15 protein-coding genes are annotated in these 21,098 nt (G+C 42.3%); 3 read left to right on the top strand and 12 right to left on the bottom strand.

From position 1 onward, the window contains the following. The 12 genes from ACNURT_RS13415 to ACNURT_RS13360 all read right to left on the bottom strand — a co-directional run bounded on the left by ACNURT_RS13415 (position 1) and on the right by ACNURT_RS13360 (position 17,300). Positions 1-846: an SMP-30/gluconolactonase/LRE family protein gene (locus ACNURT_RS13415; RefSeq protein ID WP_419698102.1), complete on the bottom strand. Its 846-nt coding sequence runs from the start codon at positions 844-846 to the stop codon at positions 1-3. 17 nt (positions 847-863) lie between these two features. Further along, a complete protein-coding gene (locus ACNURT_RS13410; protein WP_419698101.1) occupies positions 864-2,921 on the bottom strand; it encodes a hypothetical protein in 2,058 nt (685 codons plus the stop codon). A gap of 20 nt (positions 2,922-2,941) precedes the next feature. Next, on the bottom strand, positions 2,942-4,549 hold the full coding sequence (locus ACNURT_RS13405) for a glycoside hydrolase family 28 protein (RefSeq protein WP_419698100.1): 1,608 nt from the start codon (positions 4,547-4,549) through the stop codon (positions 2,942-2,944). Between the two features lie 2 nt (positions 4,550-4,551). Continuing rightward, entirely contained in the window at positions 4,552-5,769 is a 1,218-nt protein-coding gene (locus ACNURT_RS13400; RefSeq protein WP_419698099.1) for a glycoside hydrolase family 88/105 protein, read from the bottom strand. A 33-nt stretch (positions 5,770-5,802) separates the two neighbouring features. After that, the gene (locus ACNURT_RS13395) at positions 5,803-6,240 is read right to left on the bottom strand and encodes a c-type cytochrome (protein WP_419698098.1); all 438 of its coding nucleotides are present in this window, start codon (positions 6,238-6,240) and stop codon (positions 5,803-5,805) included. Between the two features lie 8 nt (positions 6,241-6,248). Further along, the gene (locus ACNURT_RS13390) at positions 6,249-7,532 is read right to left on the bottom strand and encodes a PQQ-dependent sugar dehydrogenase (protein WP_419698097.1); all 1,284 of its coding nucleotides are present in this window, start codon (positions 7,530-7,532) and stop codon (positions 6,249-6,251) included. A gap of 56 nt (positions 7,533-7,588) precedes the next feature. Beyond that, entirely contained in the window at positions 7,589-9,298 is a 1,710-nt protein-coding gene (locus ACNURT_RS13385; RefSeq protein WP_419698096.1) for a RagB/SusD family nutrient uptake outer membrane protein, read from the bottom strand. 11 nt (positions 9,299-9,309) lie between these two features. Continuing rightward, the gene (locus tag ACNURT_RS13380) at positions 9,310-12,714 is read right to left on the bottom strand and encodes a SusC/RagA family TonB-linked outer membrane protein (RefSeq protein ID WP_419698095.1); all 3,405 of its coding nucleotides are present in this window, start codon (positions 12,712-12,714) and stop codon (positions 9,310-9,312) included. A gap of 138 nt (positions 12,715-12,852) precedes the next feature. After that, positions 12,853-13,731: a FecR family protein gene (locus ACNURT_RS13375; protein ID WP_419698094.1), complete on the bottom strand. Its 879-nt coding sequence runs from the start codon at positions 13,729-13,731 to the stop codon at positions 12,853-12,855. A gap of 114 nt (positions 13,732-13,845) precedes the next feature. After that, positions 13,846-14,382, bottom strand: coding sequence for an RNA polymerase sigma factor (locus ACNURT_RS13370; protein ID WP_419698093.1), 537 nt, complete (start codon positions 14,380-14,382; stop codon positions 13,846-13,848). A 35-nt stretch (positions 14,383-14,417) separates the two neighbouring features. Continuing rightward, positions 14,418-15,224, bottom strand: coding sequence for a DUF4350 domain-containing protein (locus ACNURT_RS13365; RefSeq protein ID WP_419698092.1), 807 nt, complete (start codon positions 15,222-15,224; stop codon positions 14,418-14,420). Positions 15,225-15,458: 234 nt separating this feature from the next. Beyond that, entirely contained in the window at positions 15,459-17,300 is a 1,842-nt protein-coding gene (locus ACNURT_RS13360; protein ID WP_419698091.1) for an alkaline phosphatase, read from the bottom strand. A gap of 494 nt (positions 17,301-17,794) precedes the next feature. Between ACNURT_RS13360 and ACNURT_RS13355 the strand changes: the two genes are divergently transcribed. From ACNURT_RS13355 to ACNURT_RS13345, 3 genes are all read left to right on the top strand, one after another. Further along, on the top strand, positions 17,795-18,367 hold the full coding sequence (locus ACNURT_RS13355) for a Crp/Fnr family transcriptional regulator (RefSeq protein ID WP_419698090.1): 573 nt from the start codon (positions 17,795-17,797) through the stop codon (positions 18,365-18,367). 63 nt (positions 18,368-18,430) lie between these two features. Next, positions 18,431-18,898 (top strand): DoxX family protein, encoded by a 468-nt coding sequence (locus tag ACNURT_RS13350; protein WP_419698089.1) that lies wholly within the window; start codon positions 18,431-18,433, stop codon positions 18,896-18,898. A gap of 100 nt (positions 18,899-18,998) precedes the next feature. Then, the gene (locus tag ACNURT_RS13345; RefSeq protein WP_419698088.1) at positions 18,999-20,912 is read left to right on the top strand and encodes a hypothetical protein; all 1,914 of its coding nucleotides are present in this window, start codon (positions 18,999-19,001) and stop codon (positions 20,910-20,912) included. The last annotated feature ends 186 nt before the right edge of the window (positions 20,913-21,098 follow it).

Raw genomic sequence — 21,098 nt, 5'->3', positions numbered from 1 at the left:
TTATTTGGTAGTTATTAGTTTGTAAGCCATCACTTTTTTGCCCCAGAAAGTAGGAACATATAAGATATGTTTCAGGGGATCATAGGCAAGATCGGCAGTATTTACTTTTTTTTCCTGGATGTCCAGCAAAGTTTCAATCTTACCATCGGCAGTTACATAAAATATATGCCCCGACCAGCAGGTGATCAAAAAATCGCCATTGCCAACGGGCTCAAGTCCGTCGCCGCCACAACTGAGTGTAGTAATGGGTGTTAAATTTCCCTTACTATCTGATTTTATAAATTTTTGTCCTCCGAGGATATAAAGATCGGGTCCTATAGCTTTAAGACCATTTACCCCTCCTATGTTGGTTAAAAAGGTGCTTACTTTTCCTTTTTCAATGCGGTGTATTTTTTTGGTTTTGCTGTCGGATACATAAACTATCCCTTTATCATCTACTGTAATGTCGTTAAGGGCTTTGGCACTGTCGATAGCTATCTTGTTTTTTACCTTACCGGTATTAATATCAATAACTACCACTTCTGACAGATCAGCCGCATATAACTCATTGTCAAATCGCCCTAAGCCTTTGGGCGCGTTTAAACCTGTGGTAAAATCCAGATTGATAACCTTGCCATCCAAACCAATTTTGGCCACTCCGCCCTTGCCATCAACGGCATTGGGGTTTCCATCGATCTCAGATACATAAAGAATGCCCTTTTTAAAATCGGGTAAAACCGATTCCGGAACTCTCACTACTGTATCGGTTTCCCAAAGTTTTTCTAACTGATGGGTTTGTGCAAAAGCATGGTGAGCGGTGATGATTGTCAACGTTACCATCATTATATATTTTAAAACTGAACTCATTACTTTTTATTGGTTAGTTATAGTTGTACAGCCTGTGTACCACCATCATTTATTTTGTATTTTATTGTTTTATTACCTTCTGTAACTGTGATAAGCAATTTATTCTTGCTTGGTCTTGATATGGTAAGATCGAATATATGGCCGAAAGAATGTATATTATTTATTGCCATTTTATTCCATTCAATTGGCAATCTTGGCGTACAATTAAAAGTACTAAAACCTGTTGGCCGCATGCCAAACAAGCCTTCGGTATAAATGCGGCAATAGAGCCCACTCTCAGCCGATAGGTGCCTCTGATTCCCTTCCGGGTAAGCTTCTACCGGGTAAGGCACATGCTCGCCCAGGAGCCGTCTACGCGAGTAATAACGCAGATAATCCATGGCCTTTTCGGTTTTACCGGCCTGCAATACACCACGAAGCGCGTACAAAGTAGAGCGATCCCAGAATGTTTCTTTACCGGCTTGTGTGGCCAAACCATCGGCAGTCCATAATTTGGGCGAGAACAGAGCATTAATAGTTCCTTCGCTACGATCAAAAATCCCCATAGTAAGCGGTAAACAGATCCAGGCACGTAGCACATCATTGGTTTCATAGTATTTATATGTATCAAACCCATCAATGGTTGCGCCGAAGTATTTTTCGATATTGCTTTTAAGCTCAGCCGCCTGTTTCAGGTATCCGTCGGTTTGTGTTTTAGGCTGATGTAGCTGCCTGCCGAGATAATTAGCTGATATCAGGGCATCATAATATAAACTATTGGTTGACAGATTGGCCTTACCAGCCGGGAATCGCCCTTCCAGTTCATCATGATCTGAGTTAACTACGCCCTGATCGTTTAATTTGCGGTGACTGTATTCAAGGCACCAGGTAATCAACGGCCACAATTTTTTGGCAGAATCAGGTTGCCCACAAGCCAACGCATAGCGTGAAGCGCCGTAAGCAATCATAGCCTGGTCACCGCGGTCGCCGGCTCCCTTCCACACCGCGTCGCCTTCGGCAACTATAGAGCTTGGAATGGGCTTATACTCTGGGTTCATATATTTAGCAAACAAGCGGTAGCAGTTCATGGCTGATAGGTTGCCAACGCTATCACCCGAAAACGCAAAGAACGGACTAATGTATTCCGCCTGATCATTAGCCCATATTGCCGCGTAATAAGCTAAGCCACCAGGGCTATGCAAATAACCAACCTTGGTTTTGTAAATACTTTCGGTTCCGCGGATCTTGGCAAATGCAAATGCCGTGTTCAACAAAGTATCCGGTGTTTGTAATTGTAAAGGGGTTAAAATGGTATTTATCCGTTTTTCGCGGGCCTGCTCCTCAGCATCCGCATCAATCTTAATTGGCTGAGTTGGAAAATCTGTTGCCAGGTAATAAACTGAGAACGATGTATTTGCGCCCGGCTGTACCATTCTGCTGCCATGATCAACTGTACCCATGATCACCGTATGTGGCCTTACCTTGCTTTTAGCACTGTCAGTTCTTTCCTCGCGTCTCATGTATTCCATCGTAATGTTAACCGGTTTATCGGTTATATTGGTGAATACAAATTTTTCAATCACCATCGGTTTATCCACAGAAGGAAAAATACTCCGGTCTATTTTTACCAGCGCCGGGTTACCAGAAGTGGCAGCTATCCGCATAACGCCTTTGTGGCTGATACTTTTGATATTATAGGTCAGGTCTCCGGATTTTTTGCCACTGGCCAGGTCGGTTTTTAACTGGCGATTGTTGATCAAAAAACGGGGCAACTCGTTGTCTTGAAAAGTATAATCGATATGAGTTCGGGTACCATCGGGCAGCATCCTGAATGTAGGAAAAACCACTGTGCGTGAAATGGATGACCGGCCTACGCTATCTATACCATACAACACCCAAACAGACACTTTTTCGCCCGACATTTCTATATGATCAGTATGCGGTAGCCTGCCATTGACAGTCCATTTAATACTGCCATCCGGCTGAATGGCCCAGCGGTCTGTTTGAGCAGGCAAAACAGTCTGCTGGGCATAAAGTAAGCCGGGGAACAGCAAGCTTAGGCAACATAATAGTACTTTGTATGTATTCACTTTCATATTAGATACACTAATGTTTATCAATCTTTGTCTGAAATCACCGTACCAGCATTCACATCGGCTGATAGTTCCACCTTTTTTGATATTCCGGGAAGTTTGTTTTTCAAAACATGAATATCTCCACTTGCATTGCCCTCCACACGTACAAATGCATGGGCAGAGCCAAGGATGGTATTATTTGTAATGGAGGCACCGGTCACATTCTCCAACCTGATAATAGCTTGTGCATCTGTAGTTACTGGGATCATCCAGTTATTCAATTCAATACTTTTACCATCCTCACAAATAAAGGCTGGCCGAAGATCATTTGAGCTTAAGGTAAGTTTTACATTTTTTAGCTTCAAACCATCAACATGCCTGGCCCAAACACCATAAGCCGGTACCAAAGGGCCAAACGTTTTCACCTCCGGATATTTATCAATGGCCTCGGGTACCACCTGTCGGGCATTTTCATTTGTTCCGCCACCCGCAAGATTGATCTCGATATTTTCGAGTGTCAGATCTTTAATTGGATGTCCGGGGATTCCCGTTAATAAAATACCCGATGGTGGCATCAGTTGTGCATTGTCGGCCGCTTTAGCCTTTACATTTCTGATGGTTACATTTTCTAAGGTACCTATGGGTTGCTGTGTGTCCTGATCTTTGCGGAACACACTGAGTCTTGCACCTAAACGAATGAGGATGGGCGTTTTTACTTCTACCATAGTAATATCGCTGATATTGACATTACGAATACGTGCGCCATCAACAGAAAGCAGCTTAATACCGCCATTGGTGGTATCATAAATATAACACTGAGAAATGGTGATGTTTTCAAACGGAGCCATAGATTCCGTACCTATCTTGATAGCCCCCTGGCCGCTTTTTAGCCGCAATCCGGAGATCACGATATCTTTACAGGCCATTTTGCTTGACGTTGTTTTAAAACACAGCGCATCATCGCCGCTTACTACATCACAATCTTTAATAGTTACACGCTGACAACCATCTATATCCATACCGTCGTTATGCGCCACTCCCCTGCTTACGATCTTTACATTCTTTATATTCACTTGTTGGCATTGAAAGTAATGAGATGTCCAGGCGGCAGAGTAATTCAACGTAACGCCCGTTACAGAAATATTTTGACACCGTACCATCCGTAACAAAAACGGGCGTCGCCCCCATCGCTGTGATTCCGGGCGGGTATCGGTTAATATTTGCTGCGCCTTTAGCTTTGAGCCCTGGCCGTCAATAATACCTTCACCCTCAATACCCACATTCTTTTTATCGACAGCTACAACCAGGGCCCAACCTACACTAATACCCAGGCCATCTACAAAAGGGTCAAGATTTTTATAATCGTTAACATCGGTACTACCCAGTAAAACTGCTCCTTTTTTTAGCTCCAGTGTGATATTATCATTCAGTGCTATAGTTCCGGTGAGGAATATTCCCGGAGGGACGATGACTTTACCGCCACCGCTTTTATAACAAGCCTCTATCGCTTTTTGAATGGCATCGGTATTTAACGTGACACCATTGCCCACAGCGCTATAAGTACTAATATTTACATCCGCCGCAAACAGGCTTAAATTAAACAATGTAATAAAAATAATAACCAACAAGAATCTTAATGATCTGTACATGGTTATTTTTTCCTTTCTACCTTTAGCATTTCCGTTCCGGCTAATAATAACGCACCCAGACCATGAGTATCATTCAGTTCGGTCGGTCGGGTATAGTAAAATTTGATTGCTGTATCCATATTGGTACCAATACATACGTCTTGCAGCTGGCCGTCGGCCGTAATCCTGGTTAGCAAACCTTTCCAGCCTTCCTGAGCTATGGATATGTATTTTTCGTTGATCCAACCCTGATTCACTGCACGAGCAACGGCATAGGTATACATAGCTGTAACAGAAGTTTCCAAATAAGAGTCTGGTTTATCCAGTAACTGGTGCCATAGGCCGGTCTGATCCTGGTAGCGGGCGTACCCCACTATTTGTCTTAATAACAATTTAATTATTTCTGCACGCTTAGGATGATTAGCCGGCAGGTCATTTAATAACTCTACAGTAGCCATGGCTATCCAGCCATTGCTGCGTCCCCAATGGCCAACACCATTTGTCTGGTCGTCGGAGTAATAATTATGAAAAAACAGACCTGTATTAGGATCATATAGGTATTTGTTAAAATTCTCTACCTGTTTTACGGCATCATCGAAATATTTACTATCACCGGTTTGTTTACCCATACGTGCCAGGAAAGGGATACTCATAAACATATCGTCGGCCCAAAGTGTCATATTACGCGGGTTTGGGCGGGATAGCGTACCATCGGGCAGGCGCATTTGCTTATTGAGAATATAATCGGCCGATCTGCTTAAATAAGCTTTATAATCTTTCCGGTTGGCTAGGGCGTCCACATCAAACAAGCCTGCCGACATAGCGCCACATGCATCCAAATTAGTAATATTGAATACTGATCCGTACTCCACTTTTGGTGTTTTAGCTTTCCGTAAAGCCTCAAAATAATTAAGGTTATCAAAAATGAAGGCGAAGTTCCGCTGCGAATAATCTGAATACTTTTTGTCGCCCAGCACATCTGCCATTTGCATCATACCGATGGTTAATACGCCATTTACGTACATCCATCTATTGTATTTACTGTCGACCTTAACATCTGGGGATAAAGCCAGACCTTTGGTTGAATCGTATTTTTCTTTAGTGTTGGTATTGATAAATTTAAAAGAGGTATTCTGGATCACATTATCCGCAACCTTTCTGATTATCTCTTCAGTATTACTCGTTTGCCCAAATACGGTAGTTGAGCAAAGGATCAGTAATAGGTATAAAAACGGTTTCATATTTTACTGTTTTTTGGTTAGTATCTGTTTTAATTATGCTTTCTTTTTGTTAGTTGCCCGTACGGCTTTTACTTGTGCCGCGGTAACAGGCCCCGCTTTATTGGTAAAGTTTTTCCTAACGTAGGTTAACACAGCGGCAATCTCCTGATCTTTCAAAAAATCATGTGAAGGCATCACATTGGAGTACGATTCGCCATCGATATCAACATTTTCCGAAAACCCGTTAAGTACCACTTTGATCAGGCGGATTTTATTGCCCAGTACATAGGATGTTTTGATCAAGGGTGGATTCATGTTTGGTACGCCGCCGCCATCAGCCTGATGGCAGGTTAAACAATACTTTTCATATATGCCTTTGCCGCTTATTAAAGCTAAACCCGCGACATGCCTGGGTTTAGCCTTTGTTTTAACCTGGGCGAGTAACGGAACGCAACAAAAAAGACAGCCGATGACCATGATATATTTTTTCATTCTGGCTATTATTTTTTTGTGTAGATAATGCGATAAATAGTTCCTTTGGAATCATCGGTAACATACAGCGAACCATCTAAACCCTGAGCCAGGCCACATGGACGGTGATCTGCACGACCAGCTGCCGTTTTTTCGGGTGAGCCTGAAAAGCCATCAGCAAATATTTCCCAATTACCCTCGGGCTTACCATTTTTAAATGGTTGAAAAACCACAAAGTAACCAGCTTGTGGCTCAGGTGCACGATTCCATGAACCATGGAAAGCTATAAAAGCCCCATTTTTATACTTTGCCGGGAATTGAGTGCCGGTATAAAAAAGCAAACCATTTGGCGCCATATGACCAGGATAGGCCATCGCCGGATCTATATACTTAGCGTCAGCTTCTTTTTTTCCATCACCGCCATATTCCGGTGCTTGTATCTTTTTATGCTGTATCTGGTCATAGTACATAAAAGGCCAGCCCGCATTATCTCCTTTTTTAAGAGCGTATAAACACTCTGCCGGTAATTCTGCCGATTGTTTGGTGGTATACAGTTCGGGCCATGAACTGTTCAGGTTATCCCTACCATGCTGCATTACAAAAAGTTGGTTATCCTGCTGATTCCAGTCCATACCCACCATATTTCGCAACCCGGTTGCATATCGTATACCATCGCCATAGGTTTGATTTAGCTTATCTGTTCTGAATTGCCATACTCCACCCATGGAATCAAGAATAGGGCAACCGGATATACCGGGTGAATGCAAACCCCGGTCTTTTTCCTGACATGCATTAAACCAGGCGCCTATGTTCACGTAAATATTACCATCGTTATCCAATGCGAATGACTTTGTTTCATGCTGACGCCCAGCTTTTAAACCGGTAACAATTTTCTCAGGCTGATCTGGATTGATCACTTCATTTTTATCGCTTACCTTATACCTGAACACTTCCGTATTTGACGACGCAAACAGATATCCGTTTTTTAAAGCCACCTCCGTACCACCATAATTGCCAAAGCTCAATTTAAGTTCGGCTTTACCATTTGAAGCTTCATGCAATACTAAAATACCTTTCCCTTCTTTGTTGGGTCTCGCAAGCTTTACGTAGATATCTCCTTGTGGTGTAACCACCAGATGCCGTGCTTTAGCACCTGTTTCGGCTACTTTTAAAGCCCCAAATCCATCGGGCAGCTTTAACCCAGCGTTATCGGCATCGGGTACTACATCACCGATAGGTTTCAGGGCATACAGCGTTATACTTACAGCAAACGCTGTAAGTGTCATCATTAATCTGGACAGTTTACTCTTCATACTATTATCTATTATTCATAGGTTTTATTTAAAATTTACATCCTTAAAATCCTGGTTTACCAGCCAGGGTTTTGAGGATAAGGTGTACCGGTTATTGTTGCATCGATCTGTGCCTGCGGAATAGGACGCAACACCTGGAATGGCTTGATATTATTTTTACCATCGGTATTATGCAGCTTCACCCGTTCTAAAAGTTTGCCGGTACGTACTAAATCCGTCCAGCGCATCATTTCGCCACATAACTCCCGCGAACGCTCATCCAGGATAAAATCCAGCGTAAGCTTATCGGCGGTAACATCCATTACTGAGGGGGTAGCTGATGGATAAGCGGCCCTTTCACGCACTGCGTTTACATATTGTACTGCATCAGCCGCCCGGCCATCCATCACCAAAGCCTCTGCTGCGATCAAATAGGTTTCTGCCAAACGATATATAATGATGGGCCTGCTTGATGGTGAGTTTTGATCTGGCCGTTTAGTATCAAAATACTTGAACATGGCCGGAGATAACGCGATACTATATTTGCTTGGAGGAATAACCTGGTAACGATATTTGGCAATCTGGGCAGCCGTCATTTCGTAACCTGGCATCCATATAGCGGTATCACCTACAGTAAACTTAGGTGCGCCTGGCTGAGCACCGGCCGGAGCACTAGCCGGCAATGGGTTTGGCCAATTGGGCACCGAAGCAGCATTATTGCATAACCAGGTTGTTTGAAACGTTTTGTTATAGCGTTTATCATTTAACCTTTCTTTAAACACCGTATCGGTAAGCCAATGAGTAGGTACTACGCGTATATAAGGGCGCCCATAAAGTGTGCTGCGCTGCATACCTGGCTGCACTTCATATTTTGGAGCAAATAAGTGGCATAATAAATTATCAGGACCACTATTATTTTGAGTAGGCGACCCATTATAAGCCAATGTTGGGGTATGCTGCACCGTCCATAATACCTCGCTGTTTGCCTCATTGCCTTCAGCATATACACTTGCAAAATCCTGTTGCAATTTTAAGCCGTCTGCAGGAGCAACATTATTGATCAGGTCAAGCGCTATAGAGGACGCATTTTTATAATCATCTGCCTGTTTGGCCGCTGAACCTGCTCTTGCCAGATACACTTTTGCCAATGCGTGCATAGCCGCGGCTTTTGTAGCTTTACCCGGAAGTACGCCACTGGTTAACGGGCTGGCAGGAAGAACTGCGATGGCATCTTTAAGATCCTGGATAATAAAAGCATACACATCAGCCATTGGCGACTTTGTGGCCGAGGTTGTTGGTGTGGCTTGAAATGTTTTATTTAAGGTTACATCGCCCCAGGATTGTACTAATATAAAATAATAGTTGGCCCGCAGAAATTTTGCCTCGCCAATCATGCTTGCCGTAGTAGCCGCATCAAGGCCTGACGGTGCATTACCGATTAGCCCATTACAGGTATTAATATAGGTATAACAATTCTTCCATATGCCGGCAACAATACCATCGGATGTATTAAAATTACTGTTGTATTTTACCAAGCCATTATTGCCATCGTTACCTGCAATAAACTCATCGGTACCAGGTACAACCATTTCAAAATAGCTGTCTGGACCAAAAATAGTCCTGAACCCGGCATAAGCTGCCGTGAGCCCAGCCTGAAAACCCTGTGTTGTAGTAAAAAAAGCTGGTATAAGGGTTGATTTTGGGTCTTCTACCAGCGTTTTTTTACAAGCTGTAGTTAAAAGACCTAAAAATAAACAGGTGTATAAATATATAGATATCCTTTTCATCTTATTTTAATTTAAAGTGTCATGTTAATACCGAATGTAAATGACTTGGTTGGCGGCGTATCAACGTTTAAGGATCCTGCGGTTTCAGGGTCAAGACCGTGAAACTCGTTCCGGTAGGGCGAAAAGAGGATGAATGGGTTTTGCGCCGTTGCATATACCCTTAAGGACTTGACCTTAATCCGTTTGGTAATTGCCTCGGGCATATAATACCCTAATGTAAGGCTACGGACTTTTAAAAATGTACCGTCAAAATAGCTCAACAGCGATGAATACGGCGTATTGGTTGATGCTGAGTTTGGTTTTGGATAATAATTCTGATGATTGGTTGGTGTCCAGTAATCTTCGTTGATGTTATTATAATTACCCTGGAATGTATTGATAAAACTACCACTTTGGAATAATTTTGAAGTTATAGTTCCCCCAACCCGGTAAACACCAACTATAGTAAAATCAAAACCTTTGTAAGCGATGCGGTTGGTAAAACCGCCGGTATATTTTGGTTGATCCGATCCCAAAATAATCCTGTCGCTGGCATTGATCTTGCCATCTTTATTCACGTCCTCAACCCTGATGGTACCAATAACAGAACCGGTACCTGTAGTGGTTAAACCCAAGCTTTTAGCCAAAGCAGTATCGGCCTTAGTGTTTTGCCAAATACCGATCTTTTTATAATCAAATATGGCATTGATGGGCTGCCCAACAAACAAGCCATTTGTAATATCCTGTGTAACACCGCTTGCCAGTTTGGTAACTTTACCCCGGTTAAAGGTGATGTTAAAACTGGTTGTCCAACTAAAGGTGTTTCTGCCATTACCGGCAATGTTAACGGAGCTTAAACTTATTTCGAGCCCCTTATTTTGCGTTTGCCCAACATTGGTTAAAATGCTGTTTGGTATGCCCGAGGTTGGTGGTAATGATAATGGCAGCAGTAATGATCGGGTATATTGATGATAGGCATCAACCGCACCCGTGATCCGTCCGTCAAGGAAACCAAAATCAAGCCCCAGGTTTAAAGTAGAAGTATATTCCCATGTAAGGTTTGGATTGGGTACACTGGTTGGGTAGGCACCGGTTAAATTGGTTGAGCCAAAATTATAATTTACTGATGATAAGGCTCCCAATGTTTGATACGGATTAATAGCGGTATTACCTACTGTACCATAGCTTGCCCTTAGTTTAAGATTTGTTAACACCTTTGAATCTTTCAATATCGGTTCCTGGGTAATATTCCATGCGGCTGCCGCTGAAGGAAAAACATGGTATTTGTTACCAGGAGCCAGGCGCGATGATCCATCTGATCGCATGGTTAAAGTAAGCAGATATTTATTGGCGTAACCATAATTTACCCTTGCCATATAGGATATGATATCCCACTTGGAATATGATCCAGATCCATTTAAATTTGATCCATATTGCGGATTAAAATATTGTACCCCATCAGACAGGATATTGTTATAACTAAATGAATTTGATTGCGACTGGCTTTCCTGTAAGCTGTATAAGCCAGTAAAATTCACATGATGTTTCTGCGCAAATGTCTTGTCATAAGTTAAAATATTTTCAAGCGTATAGTTGTAACTGTAAGTACTTTGATTATTCGCTGTAGATGCCCCGCCAAGGTTATTGGTAGTAGCGCCGGCATAATAATTCCCGTATATATCAGGTCGAATTTCAGCGCCTCCATTAAAGCGGTATTTTAAGCCTGGGGCCAGGTTTACTTCGGCATATGCGGTGGTAAAAGTACCGAACCTTTTACGGGTTTCGACCACAGCGCCGGGCACAAAATTGGCTAATGGATTCCATACCTGATTAGCGCTACCAGCAGTAAATCCTACCAGTTTCCCTGTAACATCATCATAAGGTGTCGAAAGCGGACTTGCTCTCAATGCCTGTCCAAGCGGGTTGGCATTTTCGCCATTGGTATAGCTTAGTGTATTTAAAGTGCTTAAGCCGATCTTAACATTTTTACCTAATTGCTGATCAACACTTAGTTTTAATGAATAGCGGACAAATGATTGACCGAAATAGATACCAGTTTCATTATAATATCCGCCTGATATAGCATACTGTGTTAAATCGTTTCCGCCCGAAACCCCTAATTGATGATCGGTTACGAAACCTGTTTTATAGATCAGTTTTTGCCAATCAGTACTACGCCCGGTCTTGATCGAAGCAACTTCCTGAGGAGCGAATGATCCATCTGTTAAAAAAGCAGGGTCATCAATACCTGTATACTTACCTGGGTTTCCATTGATCAGGCCCCACTTTTTCAAGTCTTCAAATTGAGATCCATTCATGATGTTATAATTTCCCATCGGTTTGTTAAAGCCTGCATAACCGCTATAGCTGACGGTAGTACCACCTTTCTTTCCGCGACGTGTTGAAACCAATAACACCCCATTAGCGCCTCTTGAACCATAAATGGCTGTTGATGATGCATCTTTTAATACTTCTAAAGAAATTATATCGTCTGGGTTTATATCGTTAAGACTCCCGTTAAAAGGGATACCATCAACCACTATCAACGGAGAGTTGGACGCATTTATAGAGCGGGTACCTCTTATCAAAATAGAGGGCGTTGCACCTGGATGGCTATTACCACCACTTTTCTGTATGTCAACACCGGCGGCTTGTCCCTGTAACGCCTGACCAATGTTGGAGGCCGGAATATCACGAAGCGCCTGTTCATTAACAGATACAATTGAACCGGTTACATCCGATTTTTTTTGTACACCATAGCCAACCACAATTACATCGTTTAGTGATTTTAAGTCCGATACCATTATTACATTAATAACCGTTTGATTATTGACAGGTATCCGTTGCTTTTTATAACCTATGGACGAGAATGTCAGCACAGCATCTGATGACACTTTAAGCGTATAATTACCGGCAGCATTGCTAATAACACCTTTTGAAGTGCCTTCTACCCCCACAGAAACACCAGGTAATGGGCCATTTGAATCTGACACTTTCCCGGTGACTGTAATTTCATCAGCAGAAGCATTATTAACATTCCGAACCCCTGGTTTATCTACCTGAAGGCTGGCCTTTGATGATTCAGATCTGTCATAAATAATAATACCCGAGTTTATTTCTTTAAAGGATAAATGGGTTTTGGCAAACAGATAATTTAAAACTTTGCCAAGTGGTTCGTTTTGAAATTTATGCGATGTTACATTATACCCTTTTAAATCGGCCGGGTTATAAGAGAATTTAACGTTAGATTGTTTTTCGAGTTTATCCAGAGCGCTTTGTAATGGCTCGTTGCCAAACGAAATTTTAACGGGCTGATTTGTTATCTGATCAGCCATACCATTCGCGTGTAAAAGTTGGCTAAACACCAATAAGGTGGTAATCACCATCATTGATACCTTCTTAAAAAAAGTAAATAATTTAGTATATTTTTTTATCATCTTTACGAGGTTTTTTGGTAAAAAAACTATTAATGAATTATTGGATTAGCTTGGAACCTGCCAATAACTCATCATTTCTACTCTGGCCGATATTACCAGCATTAAGTAGGTAGTATCGGCCTTATTGGGTTTACTGGTTTACATTTTTTTCAGGTAAACCTCCTTCCCTTTTATATCATAATCCAAATGGTGAATGGTTTTAATGATATCAAGCACATATGGTAAAGTGTTATTTCTTGAAAAATGGATGGTGGTTGTCAGATGGTTTACCCTGGTACGGTCATAATCGATCTGGACATTATAAATATTTTCCAGCCGCATTATCAATTCATCAAATGGTATGCTATACAGATTGATCTCGTTTGATTTCCAGGCGGCCACTTTTTCCGCGTCAATCGGTCTAATTTGATGTGTACCTTCCTTTTGATCGTAAACAATCTCTTTGCCAAGCGTAATCACACCAAAGCTTGATAATTTGTTACCTACCTCAACTCTGCCGCGTGTAACCGAGAGTCGTACATCACTGATGTTTTTATAAAATTTCACATTAAATGCGGTTCCCAATACCCGTGCATGTAAACGGCCATAATGTACCGTAAACGGCATTCTGTCATCATGTTTCACATCAAAATAAGCTTCGCCGTCAACTAATTCTATCTCTCTTGTCTTCCCAAAACGTTCGGGAAACTTCAGCACCGAACCCGAATTAAGCCAAACCGTTGATCCGTCGGGAAGCTCTATATTTTTAATATTGCCTTTGGGGCTTGATACAACTATCCAATTAGCATCATCATTAACCGATAATTTTTTATACAAAAGCCCGGAGCAGCACATCAACAGTAAAGAAGCAGCCATGGTATATCTGGCGGTTGTGGTTTTGATGAAATACCATCTTCCCAAAATATCCTTGTGGATATTACGGAGCATTTCTTTTTCTACAGCACGCATCGCTTCCTCGTCCCGAAGATGTTCCTCCCCAACTTTATCGTCGGGATCTGGCCTGCGCCATAGCATCATGATGATCTGTTTTAAGTTTACATGAACTGTTATTTAAACAGTTTTTGGTTTTGATACTATATACAAGACTAAGGCAGCCTGGTACCAGATTTCTTTTATTTTTATGGATAATGACTAAAACATACCCAGTTTGGTACGCAATATTTTTAAGGCGTTGGAAAGCTGGTTTTTAACTGTGCGGGGGGTAATGTTAAGTGTTTCAGAAATTTCGTTGACAGAAAGATGCTGCCGGCGTGATAAAATAAAAACCTCCTGCATTTTCCGGGGCAGCTCGCTGATCTCCCCATCAATTACTACCGAAAGTTCTTTGGCCATCAGGTTATCTTCATTTGTATACTGATTAACTTCATCAAAATATAGCAGTTGTTCTAATCTCTTTCTCCTGGCCGAATCTTGTTTATAAAAATTAATGACGTTATTTTTCAGGATCTTAAAGAGATAGGAAGGTGTATAAGCATCGGGATTAAGGTTTTGCCTGCAATTCCATAAATTGATAAAAACCGTTTGTACCAGATCTTTAGCATCCTCCTGCGATGAAGTTGAGCGATAAGCCGTTTGATAAAGCATACGCCAATTTCTTTTATAAAATTCATCAAAGGCACGGATATCCCCATCTTTAATTAATACGATCAATTCAATTTCTGAAACCATTGCCAAGCACTGATATGATTGATTAGTTATCTTTTTTAATTTCCTTTTGCGGGTACCTGATCCAACAGCCACTTACTCAGATCATCTGCAGCCTTATCGTTCTCAAACCCCATAGCCTCGGGTAACCTGCCGTTTGTGTATTCGTTGTACAGCCAGGGATCACCAACTGCAACTACTCTGCCTTTTCCGTACTGAGCGGAACCTACTATTACATGACCATCATCAACAAGCAAAGATTTAGCGGGTCCTGATAGTTGAAGGGTGGCAATATCTTTCAGATAAACCTTTTTAGTGGTTTTAAACACAGGGTCGTTTGCTGGAACATTGATGGCTCCCATTTCAAATTGGGTACCGATCACGTGCTTGTACAGATCATTATTAAAGTGTATCCCAAATTTTGCTGCCAGTACATTTAAATGGGGCAGTTCTGCATTGGCACTGTCATTGGCCATCAGTACTAATACACCGCCCCTCTTGACCCAGTCGGCAATAGCTTTTACATGCCGGGATTCAATATAATGAGGCTCTGGTGTTTCTTTTTTAGTATCCGGGTCAACAATAATATATACATCGGTTTTCTTTAAATTATCCCTGGTTGGTTCATTTTCAAGACTTTTTAAACCAGCTCCATTTTTCTTAAAAATATCTCCCCATATAGAAAAACCACTGCTTTTAGTATCCTCCCAGGTATAGTGGTATCTCTCCTGCTCCCCGGCTTTATTTTTCCGGTGTTCATTATTGAAATAATAGTCTAACGTAACAGTTTTTTGCTGCGCTCTTAAAGCCGGAGATATTGTTAAGCAGGTGATCAATAGAATGCTGTAAGTAGTAATCTTTCTCATGTTTTTGTCGACAGCCGAGGTCATAATCAGGGGTTATTCGCGGTTATAATTGGTTATCTAAATTAGAGATAAATGCGAACAGAAGAACAGGAAGTTCAAGTAAAAAATGCGCAAACGTTTCCGGAAAATTAACGTTTGACAAATAAGAAGTTATACTATGCGAGCAAAAAACACCTAAAACACATCATTAAAGGCGCTTTTTGTTCGTAGTTTAAGAAAGTGTCCGATTTACGCTTACTTAGCTTTGATCAGGGCTAATATTTTATTAAAAATCTCGGTATTCTGATACACTCCTCTGAAATCGCCGGCGTGTGGACCGTATGCAAAAACCGGAACAGGCGTGCCGGTGTGATCATTGGTACTAAAATCTCCCCAAACATATCCATCCTTAATGCTACCATCAAGCAGGGTTAAACCTCCTGTTTCATGATCAGCCGTTACGATGACCAGTGTTTCTCCATCCTCATCCGCAAAACGCAGGGCGTCGCCCACAACCCGGTCAAAATCGCTGTTTTCGGTAATTACCTGTTTGAGGTTATTGTTATGGCCACCATGGTCAATTTGTGAACCTTCAACCATCATAAAAAATCCTTGAGGATTATTTTTAAACGCGTTGGTCACTTTATTAAAAGCCAAAGGAAGATAATTTCCTCTGCCTTCCATTTTTGGACGCGTTACACTGTCATCCACTAAAGCCACTATTTTAGGTGCTTGTGAACTTAAAAACTCGTCAAAATTGCGAATAATGGCATAGCCCCTTTGTTTCATTTTATCCAGTGGAGTTTCACCGTTTACTTTTTCTGTAAAGTCTTTATAACCTGAACCCAGCAAGATATCAATCGGTGTTGATACCATATCATTGGCAATGGCTGAGGCACTTGAACGCTCTGATTGATGTGCATAGAATACTGCCGGTGTGGCATCGGTTAATTCGCACGCCACGATATCTGCGGTTTTCTTTCCTGCTTCTGAGCTATAAACAGCCAATGATTTCAATGGCTTACCCGATGGATCGACCCCAACTGCACGGTCATCTGTCTTCTGACCCGTAGCGAAGGCAGTACCTCCGGCAGCAGAATCAGTAATATAAGCATCAGCCGAATAGGTGATAGAAAAACCTATATTTTGCATCTGGAATATATTTAGCTGACCGCGGTTAGCAGTATAGGTGGAATAGATCTGCGAAAGCCCCATACCATCGCCAATGCATAAAATAATGTTTTTGACCTTTTTTTGTGCCCCATCTGAATTGTACGTTGGATGGTATACGGCATAAGGCGCCGGTGATAAATATTCGCTGTGCGGTTTTTTATTCAGAAAATCACCAAGCTCTTCTATTTTATCTGTACCGATCACGTCAACACCTAACCTGACAAGGGCCAGCCAGCTGCTTTTGGTATCGGGGGTTTCCCAAAAGCGGACCATTTTTCCTGCTTTGTGTACGCTATCTATACCTGCTTTCACTCTACTGATCTCCCCTTTGTTCAGCACACCCTTACCATTCCATTTAAGATATTTACTGAAGGGAAAGCTTACCAAACCTACTTTTTTCCATTGCTGCGCATTAAAACCATCCATATGGTCAACATCAAAAGAGATCCAATCCGGATAGTTATTCATTTCAGCAGCGGGTGGTACGGCACCGGTCATCACGATAGACAAGCGGCCCGGGTGACCCTCATAGGAAAAATATTTTTCAAGCGGCTTTAACTCCTTGATCACCAATGGCAATACGGCTTTGTGATTTTCCTTGATCTCGATCAACAAACGAAGTTTTCGCTCACTGTCGCGGTTAAACTTTTCTATCAGCGGATCGATATAGAGAATTTTCAACGACCGTTTGACGCTAATCTCCTTTTTACTATGAGCCACCATCAGTTGACCATTTACGGCATATACATCAGCCTCAATTGATCCAAAGCCCTTTTCATATGCCCGCAAAAAGGGGATATTGTTTTTATAATCATTATGCGAGTGCGCATCGGCTACGGTATACCTTTTGATTTGTGCATGGGCACTGATACCGGTAATTGCTAAGACCCCTAAAATGGTAACTGCTTTTGTAAAATTATTCATGCGGAAATTGTTGATGTAAAACGGCGGTGCAATATAGCTCCCAGTTTTAATTTGCGCCAAAGAAACTGTTATCTTGTTAACATAAATTAAACTGAATGTTAACCTCATCTTTTTCGCCGTACCAATCTCCGTAAAAACTTTTTAAACCTTAAATTTTAACACTTTTCGGGCCGAAACCAAGTCAAAAACAGTGGAAAAACCATTGAAAAACCCTCATTTTAACACTTTTTAACAAATATCAACACCATTTTAAGGCGTTTTTAAAACTTTAAAAAGTATTAATTAATTTATTGTCAAATAACTATATACAAAACGGTCGGTTTTTAGGTCTTGTTTTGGCTTAACAAAACAGCCCGGCTCACTGATTAAAGTGAGCCGGGCTGCCGATTTGTATAAATATACGAAAAATTTGTGATGTAGCGAAGGAGTAATTTACCACAGTTCAGCTTTATATAAAGCGGCTTGTTTTATCTTAGATAAATATTTCTGATTTAATGAGCGACCTCCTGTTAAAACATATCCATCAGCATGTAGAACTTTCTGCCGATAATGCCCGGCTTGTACTTTCCAATTTTAAATCTACCCACATCAAAAAGCACGGATATTTGATACGGGCGGGCGAAATATGCCGGTATGAGAGTTTTATTGTTAAAGGCTGCCTAAAAGCATACACCCTTGATGAGCAGGGCATCGAACATATTGCTTTTTTAGCGGTAGAAAACTGGTACACCGGTGATCTGTACAGCTTTTTAACCGGGCAGCCTGCCACCCTTTATATATCGGCTTTGGAAGATACCGAGCTTTTGCAGATAGATAAACACGCGCTGGATAAGCTGCTAATAGCGGTACCGGCTATGGAAAGATACTTCAGGATACTTTTTCAAAACGCGTTTGTGGCATCGCAATCGCGGGTAATGGAAGCGATCAGTTTTACGGCCGAGCAGCGTTATGACATCTTTCTGAAACGCTACCCTACCATTCAACAACGGATCCCCCAATACCTTATAGCTTCTTACCTGGGCATTACACCCCAATTTTTAAGCAAGATACGCCGTAAAAAACTATAATTGCTGCACAATTTATGAATGTAGTTTCATAGACAGCATTTTTGGACAACCGAATTTTGCTTCATGAAAAATATCAGAAACAAAATTTTCACTACCGCAGGCAACTGGCCTGCAACTATTAGTCGCCTTACTTTAGGTCTCATATTATTACCACATGGCGCTCAGAAACTACTGGGGCTTTTCGGCGGCATGGGTTTTTCGAACACCATGCAATACTTTACCGGTGTGGTACACCTGCCCTGGCTTATCGGTTTTATCGTGATCATGATCGAGTTTTTCGGCTCTATTATATTGTTGTTGGGCTGGGCAACACGTATTGTCGCCGCGCTCATCATTCCACTGTTTATCGGTATTATTATTACCCACCACTCGCAGGCTGGCTTTTTTATGGATTGGTTTGGCGCCAACCCAAAAGGGTTTGAAGGTTTTGAGTTCGACCTGCTGATGATTGGTTTGGCCATGTCTCTGCTAATAAGCGGCGGTGGCAGGTTTTCTATCGATCATCGATATTTGAACGTTCAGGCAAAATAATGTGCCGGCATGGCAAAATAGCCTATTACATCGTTGTAGTTGATTTTTTTAATCCATAATCTTCTATCAATTACATTTGTGATCCATACCTATTATAGCCATGACATTATCCCGGAGAAGTTTTATAAAGACAACCGCCATTGGAACAGCAGGCCTTATCAGCGTATCGCCATTTACTAATGCCTTTGCGTTAAACTTGCCCACTCCTTCTGATGATCTGTACGCCCTGAGCCATCAGCTATTAGGGCAATGGGCCAAAGGTCTGCTGGCACTACAAGTTCTGGATAAATCAAATACCGATAACTACGGCGGGTTATACTGCCCGGCAAACAAAGCGGTTCATGGTCGTGGTAGTGATGCAATATACCCCTTCTACCATCTGGCTCAAAAAACGGGTGACTCCAAATACACAGATGCCGCCGCATTGCTTTATCGCTGGATGAAAACCCGGGTAAGCCAGCCCGATGGTTCCTGGTTGAATGAACCTGTGAAAGGTTCCTGGAAGGGTACTACCGTATTTTCGTCGATAGCGCTGGCCGAAACCCTGAAAAACCATGTCTCCATTATGGATAATGAATTTAAGGCTGAATTGACCGACCGCCTGCAAAAGGCGGCTGACTATGTTTATACCAATTTTTCGATGGAGTATGGCAATGTTAACTATCCTGTTACCGCCTCCTACGCGCTATCGCTGATAGGCACCATGCTGGATATACCGAAGTATAAAGACAAAGGCCGGGAGTTTGCGCACGCCGCTTTAAAATACATCACACCTAAAGATGGTTTTATCTATGGCGAAGGTGGCCCTAACAGTAAAGCAAGTCCTAAGGGTTGCTTTTCTGTCGACCTGGGTTATAATGTAGAAGAATCGCTGCCATCCCTGGTGCTGTATGGCTTATTGACAAAGGACGAAGAAGTATTGGACGCGGTAACCCGAAGTCTGCGCACTCACATGGAATTTATGCTGCCGGATGGCGGCTGGGATAACAGCTGGGGTACACGTAATTACAAATGGACCTACTGGGGCAGCCGTACCAGCGACGGCTGCCAGGCAGCCTATACGCTGATGGCCGATCGTGACCCCCGGTTTTATAAAGTAGCGTTGCGAAATACCCAATTGCTGCAGGAGTGTACCAAGGATAATTTATTGTATGGCGGGCCGCATTATGTATCGCACCAGGTGCCTGTTTGTGTGCACCATACCTTTTGCCATATCAAGGCTTTGACAACCATACTGGAACACGAGCATAAACCGCTGAAAGCAGGTGTCGACAGCATCAAACTTCCCCGCGAAGAAACCTACGGCATCCGGGCTTTTAGCGATATACAGACCTGGCTGATAGCCAAAGGGAAATTCACGGCCACGATAACCGGGTACGACAGGGAATATAAAGAAACCCAAAATGGCCACCCCACCGGCGGCGCCCTCACCATGCTTTGGCACCCAAAAACAGGCCCCATATTTACCGGCAGCATGAACCAGTATCAATTGTTTGAGGCTGATAACATGCAGGCCGATACCGACCCCTTATCCATGCCGCTGACACCACGTATAGAACTCCGGATAGGTGAATCCGTATTTACAAACATCAACGATCTTGGGGCCCGGATAGAACGAGGGGACATCAGCGGACAGGAGGTTATCAAAACCCGATCAAAACTGGTCGACAAAAACCAGCAAAACCCACCAGCAGGTGAAGTGAACTGCCAGGTAACCTACCAGTTTGCCGTTGAGCGGACCATCATCAAATTCAGTATTGAAAAATCCGGCTACGATGGCCAGACAAAAATCATTTTACCGGTAGTTTCCAGATCAACAGAAAAATTTGCGTTCGAAGAAACACTGGTCCGTATCAACAAGGGCAAATCCACCTTACAAATAGCATCAAGCGCTAAGTTTACGGCCATGCCCACCACCAATAAAGGCAGGGTATTTAACTTTGTGCCAGGCCTGGAAGCTATCCCATTGAGTATTGATCAGAACGAGGCTACTATTGTTGTAGAGGTTGTATAATCGCGATTTGACAAACGCTATGCGTGCACCAGCAGCAAAGAGTGAACTCTTTTTCTCCAAGCGTCATTGCGAGGTACGAAGCAATCTATAAACTATACAGAGCATATACTTTTCTGACTGACCTACCTCCGTAGAAGATTGCTTCGTACCTCAATGACGCGTAGAGAGTTTTTCAGCCTGTAGTCG

This window comes from Mucilaginibacter sp. NFX135 (assembly GCF_048565145.1).
Classification (GTDB): Bacteria; Bacteroidota; Bacteroidia; order Sphingobacteriales; family Sphingobacteriaceae; genus Mucilaginibacter.
This window is presented reverse-complemented; position numbering and strand designations above follow the sequence as displayed.

Coding starts and splice junctions, on each gene's coding strand:
- ACNURT_RS13365 (WP_419698092.1), bottom strand. CDS start 15,224: ATGAGAAAGATTACTACTTACAGCATTCTATTGATCACCTGCTTAACA.
- ACNURT_RS13370 (WP_419698093.1), bottom strand. CDS start 14,382: ATGGTTTCAGAAATTGAATTGATCGTATTAATTAAAGATGGGGATATC.
- ACNURT_RS13390 (WP_419698097.1), bottom strand. CDS start 7,532: ATGAAGAGTAAACTGTCCAGATTAATGATGACACTTACAGCGTTTGCT.
- ACNURT_RS13375 (WP_419698094.1), bottom strand. CDS start 13,731: ATGATGCTATGGCGCAGGCCAGATCCCGACGATAAAGTTGGGGAGGAA.
- ACNURT_RS13355 (WP_419698090.1), top strand. CDS start 17,795: ATGAGCGACCTCCTGTTAAAACATATCCATCAGCATGTAGAACTTTCT.
- ACNURT_RS13410 (WP_419698101.1), bottom strand. CDS start 2,921: ATGAAAGTGAATACATACAAAGTACTATTATGTTGCCTAAGCTTGCTG.
- ACNURT_RS13360 (WP_419698091.1), bottom strand. CDS start 17,300: ATGAATAATTTTACAAAAGCAGTTACCATTTTAGGGGTCTTAGCAATT.
- ACNURT_RS13380 (WP_419698095.1), bottom strand. CDS start 12,714: ATGATAAAAAAATATACTAAATTATTTACTTTTTTTAAGAAGGTATCA.
- ACNURT_RS13350 (WP_419698089.1), top strand. CDS start 18,431: ATGAAAAATATCAGAAACAAAATTTTCACTACCGCAGGCAACTGGCCT.
- ACNURT_RS13400 (WP_419698099.1), bottom strand. CDS start 5,769: ATGAAACCGTTTTTATACCTATTACTGATCCTTTGCTCAACTACCGTA.
- ACNURT_RS13405 (WP_419698100.1), bottom strand. CDS start 4,549: ATGTACAGATCATTAAGATTCTTGTTGGTTATTATTTTTATTACATTG.
- ACNURT_RS13395 (WP_419698098.1), bottom strand. CDS start 6,240: ATGAAAAAATATATCATGGTCATCGGCTGTCTTTTTTGTTGCGTTCCG.
- ACNURT_RS13345 (WP_419698088.1), top strand. CDS start 18,999: ATGACATTATCCCGGAGAAGTTTTATAAAGACAACCGCCATTGGAACA.
- ACNURT_RS13385 (WP_419698096.1), bottom strand. CDS start 9,298: ATGAAAAGGATATCTATATATTTATACACCTGTTTATTTTTAGGTCTT.
- ACNURT_RS13415 (WP_419698102.1), bottom strand. CDS start 846: ATGAGTTCAGTTTTAAAATATATAATGATGGTAACGTTGACAATCATC.